This is a genomic window from Pseudomonas sp. MIL9 (assembly GCF_016887925.1).
GTDB classification, from domain to species: domain Bacteria; phylum Pseudomonadota; class Gammaproteobacteria; order Pseudomonadales; family Pseudomonadaceae; genus Aquipseudomonas; species Aquipseudomonas mohnii.
The window spans coordinates 57,651-79,229 of sequence record NZ_JAFEHE010000026.1 but is presented as its reverse complement, the minus strand read 5'-3'; the positions used below and the strand labels follow the sequence as shown (position 1 = coordinate 79,229).

General features: G+C 57.9%; 18 protein-coding genes. 6 read left to right on the top strand and 12 right to left on the bottom strand.

Annotation, left to right across the window (positions count from 1 at the left end; all coding sequences use genetic code 11):
* Positions 1–113: 113 nt before the first annotated feature.
* Positions 114–1,004: a protease HtpX gene (gene htpX / locus JQF37_RS25440; RefSeq protein ID WP_047527200.1), complete on the bottom strand. Its 891-nt coding sequence runs from the start codon at positions 1,002–1,004 to the stop codon at positions 114–116.
* 316 nt (positions 1,005–1,320) lie between these two features.
* On the bottom strand, positions 1,321–2,532 hold the full coding sequence (locus tag JQF37_RS25435) for a pyridoxal phosphate-dependent aminotransferase (RefSeq protein ID WP_047538412.1): 1,212 nt from the start codon (positions 2,530–2,532) through the stop codon (positions 1,321–1,323).
* Between the two features lie 224 nt (positions 2,533–2,756).
* Here JQF37_RS25435 and msrB point away from each other — a divergent pair, with 224 nt between their 5' ends.
* The 3 genes from msrB to JQF37_RS25420 all read left to right on the top strand — a co-directional run bounded on the left by msrB (position 2,757) and on the right by JQF37_RS25420 (position 4,249).
* Entirely contained in the window at positions 2,757–3,152 is a 396-nt protein-coding gene (gene msrB, locus JQF37_RS25430) for a peptide-methionine (R)-S-oxide reductase MsrB (RefSeq protein ID WP_130211405.1), read from the top strand.
* A 153-nt stretch (positions 3,153–3,305) separates the two neighbouring features.
* A complete protein-coding gene (locus tag JQF37_RS25425; RefSeq protein ID WP_103405332.1) occupies positions 3,306–3,791 on the top strand; it encodes a glutathione peroxidase in 486 nt (161 codons plus the stop codon).
* Complete coding sequence (locus JQF37_RS25420; RefSeq protein WP_130211404.1) at positions 3,788–4,249, top strand: MarR family transcriptional regulator; 462 nt, start codon at positions 3,788–3,790, stop codon at positions 4,247–4,249. The genes JQF37_RS25425 and JQF37_RS25420 overlap by 4 nt, the downstream gene beginning before the upstream one ends.
* Here the strand turns inward: JQF37_RS25420 and JQF37_RS25415 are convergent.
* Positions 4,233–6,554 carry a response regulator gene (locus JQF37_RS25415; RefSeq protein WP_275424146.1) on the bottom strand — a complete coding sequence of 774 codons (2,322 nt, stop codon included), beginning with the start codon at positions 6,552–6,554 and terminating at the stop codon, positions 4,233–4,235. The two genes, JQF37_RS25420 and JQF37_RS25415, sit on opposite strands and share 17 nt — an antisense overlap.
* Before the next feature lie 166 nt (positions 6,555–6,720).
* On the opposite strand from JQF37_RS25415, the gene JQF37_RS25410 reads away from it, so the two are divergent.
* Complete coding sequence (locus tag JQF37_RS25410; protein WP_103405335.1) at positions 6,721–7,611, top strand: ATP-binding protein; 891 nt, start codon at positions 6,721–6,723, stop codon at positions 7,609–7,611.
* Positions 7,608–8,090, top strand: coding sequence for a GAF domain-containing protein (locus JQF37_RS25405; RefSeq protein ID WP_130211402.1), 483 nt, complete (start codon positions 7,608–7,610; stop codon positions 8,088–8,090). Before JQF37_RS25410 ends, JQF37_RS25405 begins: the two co-directional genes overlap by 4 nt.
* Here the strand turns inward: JQF37_RS25405 and JQF37_RS25400 are convergent, their stop codons facing one another.
* The 9 genes from JQF37_RS25400 to JQF37_RS25360 form a co-directional block, all read right to left on the bottom strand.
* Entirely contained in the window at positions 8,091–11,036 is a 2,946-nt protein-coding gene (locus JQF37_RS25400) for an HD domain-containing phosphohydrolase (RefSeq protein WP_130211401.1), read from the bottom strand.
* Between the two features lie 48 nt (positions 11,037–11,084).
* Entirely contained in the window at positions 11,085–14,726 is a 3,642-nt protein-coding gene (locus tag JQF37_RS25395; RefSeq protein ID WP_130211400.1) for a transporter substrate-binding domain-containing protein, read from the bottom strand.
* 8 nt (positions 14,727–14,734) lie between these two features.
* Positions 14,735–15,361: a response regulator transcription factor gene (locus tag JQF37_RS25390; protein ID WP_047527217.1), complete on the bottom strand. Its 627-nt coding sequence runs from the start codon at positions 15,359–15,361 to the stop codon at positions 14,735–14,737.
* Between the two features lie 212 nt (positions 15,362–15,573).
* On the bottom strand, positions 15,574–15,963 hold the full coding sequence (locus tag JQF37_RS25385) for a response regulator (protein ID WP_130211406.1): 390 nt from the start codon (positions 15,961–15,963) through the stop codon (positions 15,574–15,576).
* A gap of 180 nt (positions 15,964–16,143) precedes the next feature.
* Positions 16,144–17,472 (bottom strand): deoxyguanosinetriphosphate triphosphohydrolase, encoded by a 1,329-nt coding sequence (locus JQF37_RS25380; protein ID WP_130211399.1) that lies wholly within the window; start codon positions 17,470–17,472, stop codon positions 16,144–16,146.
* 166 nt (positions 17,473–17,638) lie between these two features.
* Entirely contained in the window at positions 17,639–18,802 is a 1,164-nt protein-coding gene (locus tag JQF37_RS25375; RefSeq protein ID WP_130211398.1) for an EAL domain-containing protein, read from the bottom strand.
* Between the two features lie 129 nt (positions 18,803–18,931).
* Positions 18,932–19,273, bottom strand: a complete 342-nt coding sequence (locus JQF37_RS25370) for a hypothetical protein (protein ID WP_130211397.1) — start codon at positions 19,271–19,273, stop codon at positions 18,932–18,934.
* Positions 19,270–19,659: a phage holin family protein gene (locus JQF37_RS25365; protein WP_130211396.1), complete on the bottom strand. Its 390-nt coding sequence runs from the start codon at positions 19,657–19,659 to the stop codon at positions 19,270–19,272. The genes JQF37_RS25370 and JQF37_RS25365 overlap by 4 nt, the downstream gene beginning before the upstream one ends.
* A gap of 1 nt (position 19,660) precedes the next feature.
* Positions 19,661–19,975 (bottom strand): YqjD family protein, encoded by a 315-nt coding sequence (locus JQF37_RS25360; protein ID WP_047527230.1) that lies wholly within the window; start codon positions 19,973–19,975, stop codon positions 19,661–19,663.
* 328 nt (positions 19,976–20,303) lie between these two features.
* Between JQF37_RS25360 and JQF37_RS25355 the strand changes: the two genes are divergently transcribed.
* The gene (locus tag JQF37_RS25355) at positions 20,304–21,512 is read left to right on the top strand and encodes an ammonium transporter (protein ID WP_204149782.1); all 1,209 of its coding nucleotides are present in this window, start codon (positions 20,304–20,306) and stop codon (positions 21,510–21,512) included.
* Positions 21,513–21,579: the final 67 nt, after the last annotated feature.

The window sequence follows — 21,579 nt, the reverse complement described above, 5'->3', positions numbered from 1 at the left end:
TCCGATGCCAGAGGTCTGGCATCGGATTTTCTAGGAAGCCCGGCTTTGACTCAAATGCTTAAGTGAACAGCATTACGCATCACTGCGGGCCTTCTTGTTTGCCACTGAATCGCTTAGCCCCGGCGACGAGCCAGAGCATCGATGCGCTCTTCCAGCGGCGGGTGGCTCATGAACATGCGGGCGAAGCCCTGTTTGATGCCACCGTTGATGCCGAAAGCGTTCAGGGTATCCGGCATGTGCACTGGTAGCCCCTGTTCCGCACGCAAGCGTTGCAGGGCGCCGATCATCGCAGCCGTACCGGCAAGTTGTGCACCGGCTTCGTCGGCGCGGAACTCGCGTTTGCGCGAGAACCACATGACGATGGCGCTGGCGAGGATACCCAGCACCAGTTCGGCGAAGATGGTCGCCACGTAGTAGGCGATGCCTTGACCTTCTTCGTTTTTGAAGATCACCTTGTCGACGAAGTTGCCGATGATCCGTGCGAAGAACATTACGAAGGTGTTCACCACGCCCTGGATCAGTGCCAGCGTGACCATGTCGCCATTGGCCACGTGGCCGATTTCGTGGGCCAGTACGGCTTTCACTTCATCGGGCGAGAATCGTTCGAGCAAACCCTGGCTGACTGCGACAAGAGCGTCGTTCTTGTTCCAGCCGGTGGCGAAGGCGTTCGCTTCGTAGGCTGGGAAAATCCCGACTTCGGGCATCTTGATCCCGGCTTCGCGGGACAATTGCTCGACCGTTTGCAGTAGCCATTGCTCGTGACGGGTGCGTGGCTGGGTAATGATCTGGGTGCTGGTGCTCATCTTCGCCATCCACTTGGAGATGAACAGCGAGAACAGGGAACCGGCGAAACCAAAGACCGCACAGAAAATCAGCAGCTGATTGAGGTTGAGATCAACCCCGTTGGCCGCCATGAACCCGTTGAAGCCGAAAAGGCTCAGGGTGATGCTGGCAATCAGCACGACCGCCAGGTTAGTGGCCAAAAACAGCAGGATGCGCATCATGGTTGTAGAAATCTCCTTTTGCTAAAGATGTAGCGTACTGCGGGGTATATAAGGTGCTGCACCGGGGTATTCAACCAAGTGACTATTTCAAACTGTGTCTTACGGCAACAGCTTAGCTGCTTGAAGGGCATTTCCGAGGTTTCGGCAGGAAGAGTTTGTAGGCCATTGGACGCCCCGAGCCCCGTCGCCGCTAGTCGTAGGCCGGCAAGTGGGTACAGGTGTGGAGTTGAGGCGTCGGTGAGCCGCAGGACGCAAACATATGTTGCTGAATGAATCACCGTGCGACCCGTCAGGGCGTCGCACGGTGAAAATCCGCTTATTGGCGATAGGACTTCAGGAAGTTGCCAATGCGCCCGATGGCCATGTCCAGATCATCCACGCGCGGCAGGGTGACTACGCGGAAATGGTCAGGCCATGGCCAGTTGAAGGCCGTACCTTGCACCACCAGCAGCTTCTCGGAGAGCAGCAGGTCGAGGACGAATTTCTCGTCGTTGTGAATCGGGCAGACTTTCGGATCGATACGCGGGAACGCATACAGCGCGCCCATCGGCTTGACGCAGCTCACGCCCGGAATGTCGTTGAGCAGTTCCCAGGTGCGATTGCGCTGCTCCAACAGGCGTCCTGGCGGCAACACCAGATCGTTGATGCTCTGATATCCCCCCAGTGCGGTCTGGATCGCATGCTGGCTCGGCACGTTGGCGCACAGGCGCATGTTGGCCAGCATATCGATGCCTTCGATGTAGCTCTGGGCATGGTGTTTGGGGCCGGATATGGCGATCCAGCCGGAACGGAAGCCGGCCACCCGATAGGACTTGGACAGACCGTTGAAGGTCAGGCACAGCAAGTCTGGTGCCAGGGATGCCGTGCAGATGTGCACGGCGTCGTCGTACAGGATCTTGTCGTAGATCTCGTCGGAGAACACCACCAGATTATGCTGGCGGGCCAGTTCCAGCATGCCCAGCAGCACTTCTTTCGAATACACCGCACCGGTGGGGTTGTTCGGGTTGATGATCACCAGCGCCTTGGTATTCGGGGTGATCTTGGCCTTGATATCGGCCAGGTCCGGCCACCAGTTGGCCTGCTCGTCGCACAGATAGTGCACCGGGCTTCCGCCCGACAGGCTGACCGCGGCGGTCCACAGCGGGTAGTCCGGCGCCGGGACCAGCACTTCGTCACCATTGTTGAGCAGGGCCTGCATCGACATCACGATCAGTTCGGAAACGCCGTTGCCCAGGTAGATGTCTTCAATGCCGACACCTTCCACCTGCTTCTGTTGGTAGTACTGCATGACGGCCTTGCGTGCGCTGAACAGGCCTTTGGAGTCGCTGTAACCCTGGGCGGTGGGCAGGTTGCGGATGACGTCCTGGAGGATTTCGTCCGGCGCTTCGAAACCAAAGGGCGCCGGGTTGCCGATGTTCAGCTTGAGGATGCGATGGCCTTCCTCTTCCAGGCGTTTGGCGTGCTTGAGCACTGGGCCGCGAATGTCGTAGCAGACGTTGGCGAGCTTGTTCGATTTGCTGACCTGCATGGCGATGTGTTCCCGAAAATGAACGATCCAGGCGGCGAATGACCAACCGTACTGGGAATCCTGCGTAATCACAGGTCTGAAGCCTTGAGAGGCAGCACCCATAAATCCGTTTGAATGCGCGTGGTCTGGCTGCCAGACTGGCGTTTGACGAGGCGCAATCATACGTGCCGCCCGATCCGTGGAAAAGATACAGATCGGGCTTTTTCAGCTGCTGAGGTGTGACGATGGAAAAGTTGGAAAAAACCCTGGAAGAATGGAAAGCCATGCTCGATCCGGAGCAGTACAACGTATGCCGGCTCAAGGGCACCGAGCGCCCGTTCTCCGGCAAGTACAACGACACCAAAACCGACGGTGTCTACCACTGCATCTGCTGCAACGAGCCGCTGTTCGACTCCAGGACCAAGTTTGACTCCGGTTGCGGCTGGCCAAGTTTCTACGAACCGATCGCCGACAGCGCCATGATCGAGATTCGCGATGTCAGCCACGGCATGATCCGCACTGAAGTGGTCTGCGCCAAATGCGATGCGCACCTGGGACACGTATTTCCAGATGGCCCGCCACCGACCGGCCTGCGTTACTGCATCAATTCGGTGTGCCTGGACCTCGTCCCTCGAGACTGATCCGGGGTGTAGGGATGCCCTGCAGGCGCTGACAAGCCAGCGCCTGCAGGTTCGGGTTCTACCGAATGAGCAGAGTCGATTGATTAATTAAATTGCATGCAATTCAATTGCTCGCTACTTTATGGTTACTTCCCTTCAATCGGTACCTCAAACATGAGCGATAACCTGCTGAGCATCCCTTGCACCACCATCAAGGGCGAGCAAAAGACCCTGGCGGATTTCGCCGGTAAAGCCGTGCTGGTGGTCAATACCGCGAGCAAGTGCGGTTTCACGCCTCAATACAAAGGCCTTGAGGAGCTGTGGCAGACCTACAAGGATCAAGGCCTGGTCGTGCTGGGCTTTCCCTGCAACCAATTTGGCAAGCAGGAGCCGGGCAGCGAAGGAGCGATCAGCGAGTTCTGCGAGCTCAACTACGGCGTGAGTTTCCCGCTGTTCAAGAAAATCGACGTCAACGGCGCCGGCGCTCACCCACTGTTCGTCCAGTTGAAAAAGCGCGCGCCGGGCGTGCTCGGCTCCCAGGGCATCAAGTGGAATTTCACCAAATTCCTGATCGGCAAGGACGGCCAGTTGGTCAAGCGTTTCGCCCCGGCGACCAAGCCGCAGGACCTGAGCCGCGAGATTGAAGCCTTGCTCAAATGAACAGCTTGTCAGTCGATTCGCTGAATCTCGACAGCCAGCTCTGCTTCAAGCTATACGCCGCTTCCCGTGCTGTGATTCGTGCTTACAAGCCGATGCTCGATCAGTTGGGTCTGACTTATCCGCAATACCTGGTCATGCTGGTGTTGTGGGAATGGCAGGAAAAAGCACCCGAACAGCCAACGGTCAAGGCGCTGGGCGAACGCCTGGCCTTGGATTCGGGCACGCTGACTCCACTGCTCAAGCGTCTGGAGCAGTTGCAACTTGTGCAGCGTCAACGCTCGGCGCGGGATGAGCGTGAGGTGCACCTGAGCCTGTCGCCAATCGGTCTGGCGCTGCGCGATCGGGTCGGGCCACTGAAGGCTCGCCTGCTTTGCGACAGCGGTGTGGATCTGGATCGATTGAATCAGCTGCGCGATGGCCTCGACCATCTGTTGGGGCAAATCAAGACTCTGTCGTAAGGGGGATCCACACGTCGAGCAGGGCAGCCAGTTCTTCACGGCTGAAGGGTTTGGCCAGGTAGTCGCTCATACCGGCAGCACGACATCGTTCGCGTTCCTCGGACATGGCGTTGGCGGTCAGGGCGACGATGGGAAGTTGTGGCCAGCGTCCGCTGCGGCGGATTTGCCGGCTGGCTTCATAGCCATCCATCACCGGCATGTTGCAGTCCATCAGCACCAGATCGAATTCCTTGTACTCCAGCTGATCCAGCGCCTCGGCACCGTGCGCAGCGACGGTGACATCGCAGCCGAGTTTCCCGAGCATGCCTTTGGCCACCAGTTGGTTGACCGGGTTGTCCTCAACCAGCAGCACCCGTCCGCGTCGTTGCGGTGAATGGGTGTCGATAGGGGGGGCATTGACGATGCTGGTATCCGGTTGAAGGATTCGCCGTAAGGTCTGGTGCAGTGCGTTGCGTGCCAAGGGGCGTGCCTGTTGTTGCAGGGGGGCGAGGGCGCTGACCTGGTCGCTGGGCATGAAACTGCCGTAAGCGGTCACCAGCAAAATTGGCGCGGTGAAAGTGGGACGCAGGTTGAACAGGCATTCGGGGCAATCGGTAATCAGCACGTCGGGCGCCAATCCGGTCAAAGGGGCATCGATGGCGCACTGATGATATTCAAGCCCCCATCCTGGCAACAAGCTGCCGAGCAATTCCGCCAAACCGCTGCTGGCCGCAGTGATTGCAACCACTCTGCCTTGCAGCGCCGGGATGGCGAGTGCCCGGGTGTGACGGGGGAGTGGCAATTCTGCGCAGAACTGGCTGCCGAAACCCGCTTCCGAACTGATGGTGAGGCGGCCCTGCATGGCTTCGCAGAGGTTGTAGGTCAGGGCCAGCCCCAGCCCGGTGCCGCCAAATTGCCGGGTGATGCCGGCACCGGCTTGAGTGAAGGGCTGGAAAATCTTGACCTGTGCGTCCTGCGGGATACCGATGCCCGTATCGCAGACCTCGATTCTGACGCCGTCGTCAAAGGTAGACAGACGCACATCGACCCGACCGAACCGGGTGAATTTGAGTGCATTGGACAGCAGGTTGCTGACGATTTGCCGGACCCGGGTCGGATCGCCGAGCACCAGCGCCGGAAACTGCGGTTCGATCAGGCAGGTCAGTTCGACACTCGGCGCGGCGTTCTGCGACAGCAGGTTGGCGGTGTCTTCGATCAGCGAGGCGAGGTCGAACGGGATGTGTTCGAGTTCCAACTGACCGGCATCGAACTTCGACAGATCAAGGATATCGTTGAGCAACTCCACCAGAACCTTGCCCGAGTCATGGGCAATGGACAGTTGTTGCTGCTGCTCGGGATTCAGCGGGCCGTCGAGGGACAGCGCGATCATTCCCAGCAGGCCATTGAGGGGCGTGCGAATTTCATGACTCATGTTGGCCAGGAACGCCGAGCGTGCTTCAGCCATGTCCAGGGCAGTGCTGCGAGCGGTCTCCAGTTCCTGGTTGGACTGGCTGAGCCGCGCATTGATCGCCTTGAGTTCCGCCGTGCGGGCCGAGACGATGTTTTCCAATTGACCGAGATAGTCGGTCAGGCGGTTTTCGGCGTTGCGCCGCTGCTGGATTTCGGTGGCGACATTTTCAAACTGCTGGTTGGCCACTTTCACCAGTACGCCGATTTCATCGTCGGCGTGCCCCGCCGGACATTCCAGTGACGTCGGCTCCATACTGCGCGAATCGCGGCCACTGAGTTCGTGGATCAGGCGCACCAATGGTTTGGTCAGCATCACGTAGAACAGCGCCAGCAGGATGCCCGACAGGATCAGACTACGGGCGAAGCCATTAAGCAGGGTCACCTCGGCCCGACGCAGGAAACGGTAGCCGAAGGAGTAAGTGTCGACGTCCAGTTGCAGCGTGCCCAGGGATTCGTTCGGCAAGTGATCCAGATACAAGCGGTCTTCGAACTGGCGATCGGCACCAAACAGGAAGTCGCTGAGCACCCGATAGCCGCTTTGCAGGCCCGGGCGTTTGACGTTGGCCAGCACGTTGCCGTTGTTGTCCGTCAGTTTCGCGCCAATGATCGCGGGTGAGCGCAGCAGGCCCAGTGTCAGTTCCTGAGCCAGTTCGGCATCGATGTTATAGGCGATGCGGGACGCGGGGTTGTGGCTGATTTCCAGTAAAGACTGTATTTCGCGGTTGATGGAAGCGTCTTCACTGGCATAATCGATGCCTATTTGCAGCAGGCTGAGCAGCATGCCCAGAATGAACCCGACCAGCACGGTAAGCCGCGCTTGTTTGTAAGACAGTCGGTTGGTGAATTTAATGTCCATGGGGTGTTGAACCACTTCCGTTTCCCTTCGCTGCTCAAGCATAGTCGATCATGCATGGATTCCGATGTGCCTGGCGAGCCCTTGCACACAGGGCTAGCGGCTCGTCGCCTGCCATGTTTCGTCGCTGTATCGCCATCATTACTGTGAACGTGCCCGAGGAAAAGACGTGGATTCCCGATTGAATGCTTTTCTTGAACGCGCCGATGCCGTTCTGGCTCGTATCGAGCCACTGTTGCCCACCCCTCGGCATGCCATCGACTGGACCCAGAGCCTGGCGGCGCGCTGGCAGCGTGAGGGACGCAGCGGCTTTCTGTTGCCCCTGGAAGTCAGTCTCGACATGCGTCTTTCCGACCTGATCGGCGTCGATCGCCAAGTGGAGCAACTGGGGCGCAATACCCAACAGTTCCTTGATGGCATGCCGGCCAACCACGCATTGCTCTGGGGTTCGCGCGGTACCGGTAAATCCTCGCTGGTTCGCGCCTTGCTGGCCGAGCACGCCAAGGCGGGTTTGCGTCTGATCGAAATCGAGCGCGATCACCTGGCCGATTTGCCGCGCGTCGTCGAACAAATCGCCAAACTGCCGCAACGTTTCGTGTTGTTCTGCGATGACCTGTCGTTCGAGTCGGGCGAAGGTGATTATCGCGTACTCAAGAGCGTACTCGACGGTTCGCTTGAGCAAGCACCGGATAATGTTTTGCTATACGCCACGTCCAACCGTCGCCACCTGGTGCCGGAAAAGGAAAGCGATAACGAAAACTGGAAGCGGGTCGACGGCGAACTGCATCCCAGCGAGGCGGTGGAAGACAAGATCGCGCTCTCGGATCGCTTCGGACTGTGGCTGTCGTTCTATCCGTTCACCCAGGAGCATTTCCTCAACGTGGTCGAACACTGGATCGGCCAACTGGCGGACAAGGCCGGCCTCAAGTGGCAACGTGACGAGCAACTGGACATCCTTGCGGTGCGCTGGGCCACCGGGCGCGGTAATCGTAACGGACGTTGCGCGTATCAATTTGCCCGCTATTGGGTTGGGCTGAAACTGTTGGAGCACAAGGCATGATCGATATACACAAGAGCGGCCAGGGCCTCGAAGGCTACGGCATGCTGCACGCGCAGCTTGAGTCGTTGCTGGCGGACGAGCGGGACTTCATCGCCAATGCCGCACAGTTTTCGGCCTTCCTGTTCAATCAGCTCGATGACTTGAACTGGGCCGGCTTCTATCTCAATCGCAATGAAGAACTGGTGCTGGGCCCGTTTCAGGGGCAGATCGCTTGCGTGCGGATCCCGTTCGGCCGCGGTGTTTGCGGAACGGCGGCAGCGACCTTGCAGAGTCAACGGGTCGAAGACGTGCATGCGTTTCCAGGGCATATCGCCTGTGACAGCGCCTCGAACAGCGAACTGGTCGTGCCGCTGGTCAAGGACGGTCGTTTGATTGGCGTACTTGACCTCGACAGCCCGAAACTGGCGCGTTTCACCGCAGAGGATCAGGCCGGCATCGAGCAACTGGCGGCGATTTTCCTGCGCCTGACCGATTGCTGATCAAACCCGCAAGCCTGCCTTGATCAGCAGGCTTGACGCATCGACCGCATCGATTTGCCGTGGGTCGAGAAAACGCTCGGCGTAGCGCAGATAGATGTGGTCGTTGATGAACAGCCCGAACAATTCCGGATCGATGTGAGCGTCCCGGCACATGTTGGCCATGATGCCCAGCGCTTCGCTCAGGGGCTTGGCTTTCTTGTAGGGGCGGTCGGCAGCAGTCAGCGCCTCGAAAATATCGGCAATCGCCATCATCCGCGCCGGCAGGCTCATGTCTTCGCGCTTCAAGCGTTTGGGATAACCGGTGCCGTCCATTTTTTCATGATGGCCTCCGGCGATTTCCGGAACGTTGCGCAGGTGGCCGGGGAAGGGCAGGTGGTTGAGCATCAGGATCGTCTGCACCATGTGATGATTGATGATGTAGCGCTCTTCGTTCGTCAGGGTGCCTCGGGCAATGCTCAGGTTGTAGAGCTCGCCGCGATTGTATTTGTAGCGCGGCACATCGAGCTTGAATCCCCAGGGATTTTCCGGGGCAATGAGTTCGGCGTCGATGCGTTCGAACAAATGCTCGGGTTTGTCCGCCAGCAGCGACTCGCTGACCGGCAGTGTCGGTGCCGGGGTGAGTTCCTGACGCCGGTTCTCTTCCCAGGAAACGCCCAACCGGTCATCCAGGGTTCGGGTCCAGGTGCGTTGGCCGATACTGCGTAGTCGTTGCAGGTCGGCTTCTGCCATGGCTTCACCGCCAAGGTTGCACCGGGCAATAAAGGCGAAATCATCATCGAGTGCCGCCAGCGTGGCATCGCGCAGTAGCGACAGGTCTTGCTCTTCCCCCCCCATTGCAACGGCTTGCCAATAGTGGACCCAGGCATCGCGCTTGAGCACTTCGAAACGGGTGCGGATTTCGTGGATGCGGTCGTTCAGCGTTTCCAGTTTCGTGGCTTTATCGACGACGTATTCAGGGGTGGTGACCTTGCCACAGTCATGCAACCAGGCTGCAATGTGCAGCGCCTCCCATTCATCCTCGGTGGGGCGATAACCGCTGAAGGCTGGATCCTGGCTGGCCGCGGCAGCCTGGGCAATCATCAGTGCCAGGGCGGGTACTCGCTGGCAATGCCCTCCGGTGTAGGGGCTTTTGGCGTCGATCGCGCCGGCCAGCAGTTTAATGAAGGCATCCAGCAGGTTTTTTTGTCGGGCTTGCAGGCGCTGGCTTTCAATACTCACGGCTGCCGCACCGGACACCGCCTGCAGAAACGCGATACGGTCGGGCCGAAGTTTTTCCAGGTCACTCTGGTTACCGCTGTCGGCCAATAAAAACACCAGCAGGCCCACGGTTTCGTTATGACGATTGTGCAAGCGGATACCGATCAGATGAACCCGGGGGCAAGCCAGTGCGAGCAACACTTTTTGCAAATCCCCCGCCTGTTCGAAGCCGATATGGCTGACGACATTGTCGGCGGTCGAAAGCTGTTGCATCCAGGCTGGAGTTTTCGGGTCTTGAAGATCATGTCCGTGGATATCGAATGATGACAGCGTTTCAGCGGTGTCATTGATGACCAGGCCCTGGGGCTCCATGCGATCACCGTCACCTTCGCGCAGGTAAATCAGACCGGCCTGGGCCTGGCCGATTTTCACGGTTTCAAATAACACCCGCTCCATCAGCGGCGCAAAACGGGTCTCGGCGCTCAGGCTGTCGGTGATCTGGAAGAAGCTTGCCAGAGTGTCTTTCATGCGCGCCATCGACACGCTCAGTTGATCGACTTCCAGCACCGGGGAGCGACGGGAAAGCGGGAAATTGAAGTCGAAGCTGCGAATCGCATCCGCTTCCTGTACCAACGCGCGCAGAGGTTTGACCAATACCCTGGACGTCAGCCAACCCAGAGGAACGCACAACAGCAGTGTCGCCAGAGTAATCAGCGCACCTTGCCAGCGCATGCGGTAGGCATCGACCAGCAATTCGTCTTCCGGCACCAGCAGTGCCAACTGCAGACCTTGTGGACCGCCTTCCTGCATGCTGCTGCGGGCCACGATCCATTGGCGACCGCCGGCATTCAACCGATTGCCCTCGGGAGGGCTTTTGAGCAGGGCGCCGAGGCTGGGGCTCAGGTCGGCGGCCTTGATCAGACGCGCCGTTTGGTCGTCGACGATCAGGCGGCTGCTGTCGGGATACGCGATGGCATTGCCCTGGGCATCGAACAGCACGATCTCGGTGGCGGGCGTCACGACATGTTTGGCCAGGGTGGCGCTGAGCTCTTCCAGGGTCAGGTCGGCGCCCATCACGGCATGGTCGCCGCTGCGCAGGGCCAGCGTGGTGCCGACGTTGTGGGTAGAGAAAAAGACATAGGGTTCGGTGGTGATCTGGGTGCTGTCGCGGCTGGCGCTTGAAAACCAGGCGCGGCTACGTGGGTCGTAGGTGTCGGTGGGGTCTTCGTGACGACTGATGAAGGCCAGGTCCTGATCGAAAAACAACGATTGGGAATGAGCCTGACCGAGGGTGTCTCGCTCGATGCTCCACACTTGGTAAGCCGCTGCTTCCGGGGCGTTGAGCAGTGTTTTCAGCTGCGGGGCGCGCAGCGGGCGAACCATGAAAAAATCACCATTGCCATAGCCCAGGTACAGGGATGCCAGATCCGGGTTATCCCGCAGCGACTGACTGAAGGGTTTGAGCAGCGCCAGGCGTTGCTGAAGGTCGGAGCCTTGCACGGCGGGGTTGAGCACCAACAAGCTGAGCAGATGTCGTATCGGCTCGTAGGTCGCCTGCAGATCCAGGCGGACATCCTGCTCGATGCGATTGAAGAGTTTTTCGCTGCTGGAAAGAATGATCTGCGTGGTTTGACGGTAATTGAAAATGCCCAACACCACCCCGGTCAGCAACAACAGCAGGGTGAACATCACGCTGATATGAACGTGCAGGGGAAACCGCCGTTGATCCGGGCGCAGTGGGTTGGGCATGCAGTTCACTCCATGATGGTTAACGCACTGCTCAGCGTCCAAGCATAGTTAAGGCTCTGTGATTTTGCTTCCGTCGTTTTGCCCAATTTGCTGCAGCAATGCCTGGTCCAATTCGAGCATGGCGCTCTCGATGGCCTTGCAGCATTCGGCCGTCCTGCCGGGCTCGAACAGGCTGCGGCAGGCCGCTTCGAGCGCTTCGCAGGTGTCGATCAATCGGGAGGCTTGAACGATTCGGGCGGCACCTTTGATCTTGTGGGCGATATCGAGAAAAACCTGTGGATCCGTGGACCCGGATAACGCCAGCAAGCTTTGTCGGTCCAGACGATTGCTATTGATCAGCTCGGTCAGCAATCGTCGGTTGAGTACGGGATTGCCTCCCGTCATCAGCTCGAATCCCTGCAGGCTGAAAACGGGGGCGAGGACCATGGGCTCCATGCCCTCAACCCATTGACTCAAGGCCGTCAGGGTCAGCGGTTTGAACAGGCAATCGTCCATCCCGGCCTGTTTGCAACGTTGAATTTCTTCTGGCTGTGCATTGGCCGTAAATCCCAGTACGGTGCACGGGCGTTGTTGCGTTTGGCATTCCTGGCGGCGAATGGCGCGGGCTAGCTCGTAACCATTCATGACTGGCATGTTGCAATCGACAATGACCAGATCGAAGGTGCCGGCTTTCCATAGCTCGAATCCTGCCTGACCATCCTCGGCGACGCTGAATCGATGGCCCAGAAACTCCAGCTGCTGACACATGAGCAGGCGATTGGCTGCGTGATCATCGACTACCAGTACATTCAGGGGAGTTAATGCCGCGGGTGTGTCTGTTTCAACCACTTTCGGCCCAGGTTCAAGTGGCAATGTGGGCAGGTGCAAGGTAATGCCCACTTGAGTGCCCAGCCCCGGCTGACTGCGTAACTGCAGGCTGCCCCCCATCCTTTCGCACAAACCGCGGCTGATCACCAGGCCAAGCCCGGTGCCGCCCCTGGCGGACTGTCCGGCGTTATCGGCCTGAGCGAAAGGCTCGAACAGGCGTTGCTGATCCTGTTCGCTGATTCCGATACCGCTGTCCTCGACCTGCAGTTGCATTCGTACCTGGCCCGGCTCGGCGGACGGCTGCAGCTCGACGATAATCCTGACTTGACCGTGCTCGGTAAACTTGATGGCGTTGCTGACCAGGTTGGACAGCACTTGCTTGAAACGCAACGGGTCCAGCAGGACGTCGATCGGTGGGTTGTCCGGGTTGAACTCCAGCCGCAATTCGAGTCCTTTCTGGTGGGCCAGTCCATCGAAGTTACGTGCTACTGACGCGACGATTTCCTGCGGATTGACACGCTCCGGGCTCAGGCTCAAGTGCCCCGATTCGATGCGGGCGATGTCGAGAATGTCGCCGATCAATTCCAGCAAGTCTTTTGCCGAGTTGTACGCCACATCGATGGCTGGACGGTCCGGGTGATCCTGTTCGATACGCTTGAGCGTCAATTCGAGCATGCCGATCACTGCATTCATCGGGGTGCGGATCTCGTGGCTCATGGTGGCCAGGAACGTGCTTTTGGCCCGGTTGGCTTCGTCGGCGCGTTCTTTCGCACAACGCAGATCATCGAACAGTTGCCGCCGTTCGCTGATGTCGATCCAGCCACCGATGATGCCTTGCACTTCGCCGCTAGAGTCACGGTAGGGGAGAATCCAGTGATAGATCGTCAACCGGCGTCCACCGATGTGCAGTTCACGATCAAGAATCAGGGGTGTGCCCTCGGCCACGACACGCTGGTAATCGGCCTGATATTCCCGGGCTTCGAAGGCGTTGCTCATAGTGCCTTGAATGACACTCTTGCCAATGACGTCTTCGCGTTTTGCACTGAAGGCTTGCAAGTAGCTGTCATTGCAGCTTTGGAGCAGACCCTGGCGATCACGTACATAAATCGGATGTGGCGTGCCGTTGACCAGTGAGCGCATGAATTCGAATTGATCGTTCAATGCGCGTTCGGCCGCTTTGCGTTGATTGATCTGGCGCCGCATGTTCGCGTTCCAGGCCATGGAAATTAACAACAGCACGCCTGCGCCGATGACGATTTGATAGAACAGCCGATGATAGGTGCGCCAGGTACTTTGTGAGGATGCTGAATAACCACGCCAGCGACTGTTGATAATCCCCAGTTCCTCCGGCGAGATGCTCAACAGTGCCTTGTTGAGGATGTCATTGAGTTCTTTGGCGTTGCGGCCGGTGGCCAGGGAGAATGTCGCTTGCTCGGTGCCGATGGTGGTGCTGATTTGGAGGCTGTGCTCGAAGAGCCGCGATGAGATGAAGTAGTTGGCGATCACCAGAGAGCTCACTGCACCTTCTGCCTGGCCCTCGGCAAGCATTTCCACGGCACTGAACGTGTCCGGCATTTTGACGAGTTTTATCTGCGGGAACTCGGTACGCAAAAAATCTATCAGTGGATTACCTTGGGCGATGGCCAGGCGCTTGTCATGGAGTTGCGTAAGATTGGCAGGGCTGTCTGCGGCTTTGCGCGTCAACAGGACATTGGAGTTTTGCAGATAGGGTCGACTGAAATTCAGCAGCCTTTCCCGTTTTGCGCTGGGCAGCAGAGCGGCGATCAGATCGGCCTGGTTGTCTCTGATCCGCTGAATCATGTCGCTGTCGCTTCGGCTGCGCTGGATCTCGAAGCGCAGGCCGGTTCGCAGCCTGATGAGTTCAAGCAGGTCGGCGGCAACGCCGCGGAAGTTGCCGTCACTGTCGAAAAACGTCAGTGGCGCGAGTGCTTCATTGACGACTACGCGGACCACCGGGTGTTGCGCCAGCCAGCGTTCTTCGCCGTAACTGAGCTCCAGCTTGTGATCGGTGAGCAGAATGTCGCTGCCGGCGCTCCAGCGCTTGGCGATGTTTTCTCGTTCGCTGACAGGGATCGCCATGAGCGTCGTATTGATGATACCGAGCAGTTCCGGGTTGTTCTTGTGCACCGCAAAACTGAATCCGTGGGCTTCGTGTTTGCCGAAGTTGGCCATGCGGATGTTGTTCAGGTAGCCCTTGTTGATCATGTAATGGGTCGAAATGGTATCTCCGAGAAACACGTCCGCCTGGTCGAAGGCTACGGCGTTGATCGCGTTCTGATAGGACGGATGGGATGTAATGATCGCCTTCGGGTAGAGAGCCTTGACCTCCTCCAGCGGCAGATAGTGATACACCATGCTCAGGCGCAGACCGGCAAGGCCGTCTGTCAGTGATCGGGTTTCGCCTTCGCGTGTCACCAGGACCGGTTGGTCCACCGCGTAGGGCATCGACAGTACGATGTCGGCATTGCGCGCTTCGAATCCATTGGCGGTGCCGAGCAAGTCAACCTCTCCGCTTTTGAGTGCTTCGATTGCGGCTCCCCGGGACGAGAAGCGCTGAACCTTGATGGGCAAGCCAGTGGCCTTGCCGAGTATGCCCGCATAATCGGCAGTGAAGCCTTCATAGTCGTGGCCGCTGAGGGTCAGGTCGAACGGTGGATAATCCGGTGCTGAGGTACCCAGAACCAATTCACGTTTGTTCCTGGCCCATTGTCGTTGCGATTGATCCAGTTGGACTTCCAGATTTCCGGCCGTCGAGCGGCTGAGCAAGACGTAATCCTCACCATCCTGCGCCGCGAGCAATGAGGTGCTCAGGCATAAGCCTGCTGTCGTGAGTATCAGAAAATCCTTTAAACGACTGAGCATCCTGTTTCTCACACCAAAGCGTTACGTTTTGCCATTTCGATAAGTTCAACCAGGGATTTGGCCTTGAGCTTTTGCATGAGACGCTTTTTATAAGTGCTGACAGTTTTGTTGCTCAGAAACATGCCTTTGGCGATCTCCTTGTTGGTGCGGCCTTGGGCAAAAAGTTGCAATACCATCAGTTCCCTATCGTTTACTGACTTGAACAGTTCGAGTTCGGCGTAACGCGCTTCATCGCCGCGAACCGGGTTGAGCGCTTCACTTGGGAAATAGTTGTAACCTGACAATACTGCTTTAATGGCACTGATCAGTTCGCTCAGGTCTTCCTGTTTGCAGACATATCCAGAAGCACCGGACTGCATGCAGCGAATACCGAAAAGTGTCGGGCATTGTGCCGTTAATACCAATGTTTTAAGTGGGGTACTCATTGCGTTGAAGCGGGCCAGTACTTCCAGGCCATCCAGCTTGGGAATGCTGATGTCGAGAATGACCAGGTCGGGCATGCATTCGCGAACCATCTGCATGGCGTCGACCCCATTATCAGTTTCGCCAACGACTTCATAACCTTCGTGTTCCAGCAGCATACGGACGGCAAGTCGGATGACAGGGTGATCGTCGACAATAAAAACGGAGTTCATAATAAAATTCCATGCAAGCTCAAATAAAGCGCGCACCTTAGCTCAGATAGTTGAGGTGACGTATGAACTGAGGTAGTCGTAGCGCCATTATAGGAATGTTCCTACATGCAAAAAGGAATGGGCCTACGTGTCAACTAGGTTTTTTATAAGGATCAATAAACTTTGTTAGGGTTTAGTTGTAATATTTAGTGCTGGTTTTTTGTTGTTATTTGTTATGGGGTCAGGGTCAATAATTTTCTGAATTCTGATTGTTTCAAAGGCTTGATCAAGTAGCCCAGCAACGGGAGTCCATGGGTGTTTGCCATGTGTTCAAGTTGGTCCAGTTCGGCGGGTGTCAGGCTACTTAGAAGTATTGCCTGTTTGATCATCCCTCGATGACTGGCGAATTTGACCAGATCAAGGCCACAGAGATCGGGAAGACATTGGTCGCACAAAAGAATATCAAACGGTTGTGTTGCGGTGAGCATTAGTTGCAATGCACCTTGGGCACAGTCAGTGGTGGTTAGCTGGGTGAAGCCGTAACTCTCGAGCAGGTACTGAGTGGCTCTGAGCTGAAACGGGTGATCTTCCACCAACAAGATGCGCAGATTGTCTTTGATCATATTATTCACGCTTTTTCTATCGAACAAAGTAGGCGTGATTGTTCCGTGGGAAACGCGGATAAATCGATCAGTTCACTCGACAGGAGCTGTAGGGGATTTCCGTTAACCTTGAGCGCACTTGCAGTTTTCGGGGGACATCAGCCATTAAGGGGGGCGTAATGGCTGATGTTCCGGTTCTTGTCAGTGGCTGGAACTACCGGTCATTTCCAGTGCCATGTCGCTGGCATAGCTGTCGGTCATGCCGGCGATGAAGTCGATCATGCGCAGGAACGATGTGTGTAACGAGCCGTTGGGGTCGGGTGCGTTGTTGCCCAGCAGGTCGAGAACCCGCCGACTCTTGAACGATGGCGTCCGGCCACCGTGTTGCTCAAGCGCCGCGCCGCAGAAAGCGTTGAGCAGGATTTCCAGCGTGGTGTAGGCGCCGATTTCGTGCAGGGTCTTGCGCTTGTCCTGGAAGATTTTCTTGCGCGCCATGTCCTTGGCGTTCAGCACGCAGCGTTTGGCGGGGCCGTGCATGTGCTCTACCAAGTCGCCGTGCAGAGTGCCGGCCAGCAGCGCGTCCTGTTGCTCGACAAAGGCCCGGGCCGCCGCATTGGTCAAATGCTCGATGGCTTTGCCTCGCAGGATCGCCAGTTTGCGCCGACGCGAATCCTGCGGGCCAAGCTGGCGATAGGTTTCCGGCAGGTCATCGCCCACCAGATTCAGCAACAGGGACTCGACTTCGGTGTATTCCAGCAGCTCCATTTCCAGGCCGTCTTCGAGATCGATCAACGCGTAGCAAATGTCATCGGCGGCTTCCATCAGATACACCAGCGGATGACGTGCCCAGCGTTGCTCTTCGAGTTGCGGCAGGCCGAGTTTGTGAGCGATCTGTTCCAGTAGCGGCAGCTCGCTCTGATAGCAACCGAATTTGTGTTTTTTGTAACCCAGCGAGTCGGCGTGCCGGGCCGTCCATGGATACTTCAGGTAGGTGCCCAGGGTGGCGTAGGTCAGACGCGTCCCGCCGTCGAACTGGTGATACTCAAGCTGCGTCAGCACCCGGAACCCTTGGGCGTTGCCTTCGAAATTGAGGAAGTCACTTCGTTCCGCTTCGCTCATTGCGTCCAGCCAGCCACGGCCGGCGGCTTGCAGGAACCAGTGCCGAATCGCATCTTCACCGGAATGCCCGAACGGCGGATTGCCGATGTCATGTGCCAGGCAGGCTGATTGCACCACCATCCCAAGGTCACTGGGTTCGCACCAGTCGGGCAGGGCGCCGCGGATGGTTTCGCCGACACGCATGCCCAGTGAACGACCCACGCAGCTCACTTCAAGGGAATGGGTCAGACGGGTGTGGATATGGTCGTTGCTCGAAACCGGATGAACCTGGGTTTTGCGCCCGAGACGCCGAAACGCTCCCGAAAAAATGATGCGGTCATGGTCTTTGTGAAAGGGGCTGCGACCGAGTTCTTCCGGACTGTGCAGCGGTTTTCCAAGGCGTTCACGGGTAAGCAGGGTGTGCCAATCCAAGGCTGGTTCTCTCCGTCAGGTGACTGATTGCTTTAGCTTCCCGGTTCGCATCAGGACCTGCAAGGGAAAAACACGCATGCCTGCAGGTGCAAGACTTGCCGGCGATGGTGGTGCATCGGGCGCTGCAACGTCGAGTCAGCTGCCGCCATCCGGGCGGTCTCGGTTCCTAGAGCCCGACGGCATCGATATCGATCAGCAGCAAACGTTCGCCATTGTCGAAAAATTGTCCGGCGGTGAGGCAGTACTGATTGCTGGTGGCGTCGCGGTAAGTGTTGGAAAGGGTCAGTCGACGCTCATCCCAGCCCTCGGCCAACAGATGATAGAAATAGGGGCGCCACGACCAGTTGTGGCCCAGATAACGGTTATCGGCGACCCAGCCGTTATTGCGCCATTCTAGGTTTGGCGTCAGTTGGGTTCCGTGCCGGTCGCATTGATAGAAGCGCAACAGCCAGGGGAAGGCATCCAGTTGGGGCAGGGCGCTGAGCGGGGCGCGGTTTTGTGCCCAGGCTTGAAGGATCGCCATCAGTTCGCCGAGTTGCTGGCGCATGTTCATCAAGCGACCACGCTCGGCCAGCTTTTGCTGAACATAACGTTGGCGCAGTTGTGCAAAACGCTCGACAAAGGCGTTGGTGGCGAAGAAATCCTCTTGCGCCCCGGCAAACAGAAAACCCTGCACGTAGCGTGAGCCGCATTCCAGGGCAAAATTCAGTTGGGCTTCGGTTTCCACGCCTTCGGCGATGATCCAGCAACCGGTTTTCTCGGCCATCAAGGCCAGGGCCTTGACCACGTCAGTGCTGGGCCCACCCAGTGCCGCCGCCTGGAACAGGCGCATGTCGAGTTTGAGAATGTCTGGCTGCAACGCCAGAACGCGATCGAGTTGAGAGTAGCCGGCACCGAAATCGTCGATGGCGATCCGTGCGCCGGCCTGACGGTAACGCGTCACCACTTGGGCCAGGCGCTGGATATCGCCCCCCAGTTCCGTGATCTCGAAGACGATTCGCCGTGGATCGATGCCATGACTGCTCAGTTGCTTGAGGCTCGGCAGCGGCTGGTCTGGACGCAGGCGGCTGATCCAGCGTGGTGAAATGTTCAGGCTCAAGAACCAGTCGGAAGGCGCCTCATGCAGACGCCTCAAGGCGTCATCGCGCAATTGGCGGTCCAGCCGACGCAGGATGATGGCGTTAGTTCGCGGGTCGGCGAACAGCGGACCCACTGAAGCCAATTGACCGTCGGCTTGTCGCAGTCGACCCAGAGCCTCTACGCCCGCGATACGGCCCGTAGCGGTATCGATGAACGGCTGAAAGCAAGCGAGCGGTTGCCCGTCGATCACGAGGCCTCCTTAGCGGATCTTGTTTTTGGAATGAGTCTGATCACCGGGTGGGCGAACAGGGCTGAACCCCTCGATAAAGAGGTGCAGCCCGTGTGTGTTGCAAGAATGTAGCCAGATTGCGATGGTTTGCTATTTACGCGATGAGCCTTGCAAGATCAGCTTGATCAGGGGCCCCAATGTGGTGCCAAGCCGAATCAGCCGGGTCAGGCTGCTCAGACCACCGCCGTTTTTTGCGCCTTTGCCGGTCAGGAAACCGAGCAACGTTACGGCGGCGACGCCCCAGAGTGGAGCGTGCTTGATGCCGAAGCCGTCCTGCAGGCTTTGCGTCATCCCGCGCACACGGTTCAGGGGTTGCAGCAGTTGCGCGGACTCGTGGCGGATTTCCTGGCGATGCATTTCCATGCGCAGGCGAATCAGCGCCTTGCGCATCTCTGTGCGCGAGCTGTTTCGAGGCAGTTCAGGCAGGCTCATGGCAGCAGGCGCTCCCGGTCATTGGCCAACTCTTCCAGAGTGCCGTGGAAGGGAGAGGACTCATCGAAGATCGCCGCTTTCAGGCGCAGGCCGCAGAAAATGGCGGCGAGAGCGTAAAACACACAGAGCCCAATGATGGCCGGTAGACGATAGGTGTCCCAGAACAGGATCAGCACCAGCGTCGACAACCCCACCAGCAACAGCAACGCAAACACCAGCGCCAACCCGGCAAACAGCAACAGGCTTACGGTACGGGCTTTTTGTTCCTGCAGTTCGATGCCGAACAGCTCGACATGGCTGTGCAGCAGGCCCAGGAATGCAGCGCCCAGGCGCCGCGGTGAGGAGCTTTGCCCCGTCTCGGACGAACCGGATTCACCGATTGCCATATCAGCGCCGCGTCGCCAGCAGGCCAATCAGGAAGCCCACGCCGGCCGCGATCCCGACCGATTGCCATGGGTTGGCCTGGACATAGTCCTCGGTGGCAGTGACGGCTGCCTTGCCGCGGTCGCGCAGGGAGTCTTCGGTCAGTCGCAAGGTTTCGCGGGCACGCAACAGACTGTCGTGGATCTGGTCGCGCAGTTCGTCGGCCTGATCACCGGCCAGGGTGGCGGTGTGTTCCAGCAACCGTTCGGTGTCGTTGACCAGAGTCTGAAAATCGCTCATCAGGATTTCTTGAGCAGTCTTTGCCTTGATGCTGGCCATTGGTGATCTCCATAAGTGGCTTCTGAAACGTTCGAGTATGAGCCTTGGGTGAAGGTTCAGTACAAATGACTGGTACAACTTTTGCTATGTCGTGGTGCGTCAGTCTGCGCCGTTGCGCTGTCGCTGGGCATGATTTCAGTAAAACCATAACTCAAACAATCAAAACCCGTGAAATTGTCCTGGTCATCGTTGGCCATGACGAACCCTGTGCGCCAAATCGGTTCATTGGGGGTGACCTGCTCGATGCGGACAGGTCACAACTTGGTGCATGGATTGCCCGAACGAACTGCTTTGGTGCTTTTTTCAGCCTTAAAGGTCTGCCAAATCCATGGAAAATCTGCAAAGCGCTGTGGACAGCCTGGTCCATAGCTCAAACACGTTGTTCATTCTGATCGGCGCTGTCATGGTTTTGGCCATGCACGCCGGTTTTGCCTTTCTGGAAGTCGGAACGGTTCGGCAAAAAAACCAGGTCAACGCGTTATCGAAGATCCTCAGCGACTTCGCCGTTTCAACCCTGGCTTACTTCTTTATAGGGTATTGGATTTCCTACGGCGTCACTTTCATGCAACCGGCCGCGGTGATCAATGCCGATCACGGCTATGGCCTGGTGAAGTTTTTCTTTCTGCTGACCTTTGCGGCGGCGATCCCGGCGATCATTTCCGGGGGCATTGCCGAACGCGCCCGGTTCGTCCCGCAGTTGTGCGCGACCGCCTTGATCGTAGCGTTCGTCTATCCCTTTTTCGAGGGCATGATCTGGAACGGTAACTTTGGCTTGCAGGCCTGGTTGCTGGAACGTTTTGGCGCAGGTTTCCATGATTTTGCCGGCTCAGTGGTGGTCCATGCCATGGGCGGTTGGCTGGCGCTCGCGGCGGTGCTGTTGCTGGGGCCGCGTAATGGCCGTTATCGCGAAGGACGCCTGGTGGCGTTCGCGCCTTCGAGCATTCCCTTTCTGGCGTTGGGTTCGTGGATCCTGATTGTCGGCTGGTTCGGTTTCAACGTCATGAGCGCCCAAACCCTGCAAGGTGTCAGTGGATTGGTGGCGGTGAACTCATTGATGGCCTTGGTTGGCGGCACCGTGGCGGCATTGATCGTCGGACGCAATGACCCGGGCTTTCTGCACAACGGTCCATTGGCCGGCCTGGTGGCCATCTGTGCCGGTTCCGACCTGATGCACCCGGTGGGCGCGCTGGTGACCGGTGCGATTGCCGGTGCGTTGTTCGTCTGGTGTTTCACCGCCGCTCAAAGCAAGTGGCATATCGACGATGTGCTGGGTGTCTGGCCCCTGCATGGCCTGTGTGGCGCGTGGGGCGGTATCGCTTGCGGCATCTTCGGTCAGGGTGTGCTGGGTGGGTTGGGTGGGGTGAGCCTGATCAGCCAGTTCATTGGTACCGCGTTGGGCGTTGGCGTGGCATTGACCGGTGGTTTTGCGGTGTATGGCGTGATCAAGGCGCTCCATGGTCTGCGGTTGAGTCAGGAGGAGGAGTATTACGGTGCAGACTTGTCGGTCCACAAGATTGGTGCTGTCAGCCAGGATTGAGACCACTGAAATTCACGTTTCAAGGCAGAGGACTCAATGGCTCGACGGCTTTTCAGGGCAGGCCTAG

Coding starts and splice junctions, on each gene's coding strand:
- htpX (WP_047527200.1), bottom strand. CDS start 1,004: ATGATGCGCATCCTGCTGTTTTTGGCCACTAACCTGGCGGTCGTGCTG.
- JQF37_RS25435 (WP_047538412.1), bottom strand. CDS start 2,532: ATGCAGGTCAGCAAATCGAACAAGCTCGCCAACGTCTGCTACGACATT.
- msrB (WP_130211405.1), top strand. CDS start 2,757: ATGGAAAAGTTGGAAAAAACCCTGGAAGAATGGAAAGCCATGCTCGAT.
- JQF37_RS25425 (WP_103405332.1), top strand. CDS start 3,306: ATGAGCGATAACCTGCTGAGCATCCCTTGCACCACCATCAAGGGCGAG.
- JQF37_RS25420 (WP_130211404.1), top strand. CDS start 3,788: ATGAACAGCTTGTCAGTCGATTCGCTGAATCTCGACAGCCAGCTCTGC.
- JQF37_RS25415 (WP_275424146.1), bottom strand. CDS start 6,554: ATGGACATTAAATTCACCAACCGACTGTCTTACAAACAAGCGCGGCTT.
- JQF37_RS25405 (WP_130211402.1), top strand. CDS start 7,608: ATGATCGATATACACAAGAGCGGCCAGGGCCTCGAAGGCTACGGCATG.
- JQF37_RS25400 (WP_130211401.1), bottom strand. CDS start 11,036: ATGCCCAACCCACTGCGCCCGGATCAACGGCGGTTTCCCCTGCACGTT.
- JQF37_RS25395 (WP_130211400.1), bottom strand. CDS start 14,726: ATGCTCAGTCGTTTAAAGGATTTTCTGATACTCACGACAGCAGGCTTA.
- JQF37_RS25390 (WP_047527217.1), bottom strand. CDS start 15,361: ATGAACTCCGTTTTTATTGTCGACGATCACCCTGTCATCCGACTTGCC.
- JQF37_RS25385 (WP_130211406.1), bottom strand. CDS start 15,963: ATGATCAAAGACAATCTGCGCATCTTGTTGGTGGAAGATCACCCGTTT.
- JQF37_RS25370 (WP_130211397.1), bottom strand. CDS start 19,273: ATGAGCCTGCCTGAACTGCCTCGAAACAGCTCGCGCACAGAGATGCGC.
- JQF37_RS25365 (WP_130211396.1), bottom strand. CDS start 19,659: ATGGCAATCGGTGAATCCGGTTCGTCCGAGACGGGGCAAAGCTCCTCA.
- JQF37_RS25360 (WP_047527230.1), bottom strand. CDS start 19,975: ATGGCCAGCATCAAGGCAAAGACTGCTCAAGAAATCCTGATGAGCGAT.
- JQF37_RS25355 (WP_204149782.1), top strand. CDS start 20,304: ATGGAAAATCTGCAAAGCGCTGTGGACAGCCTGGTCCATAGCTCAAAC.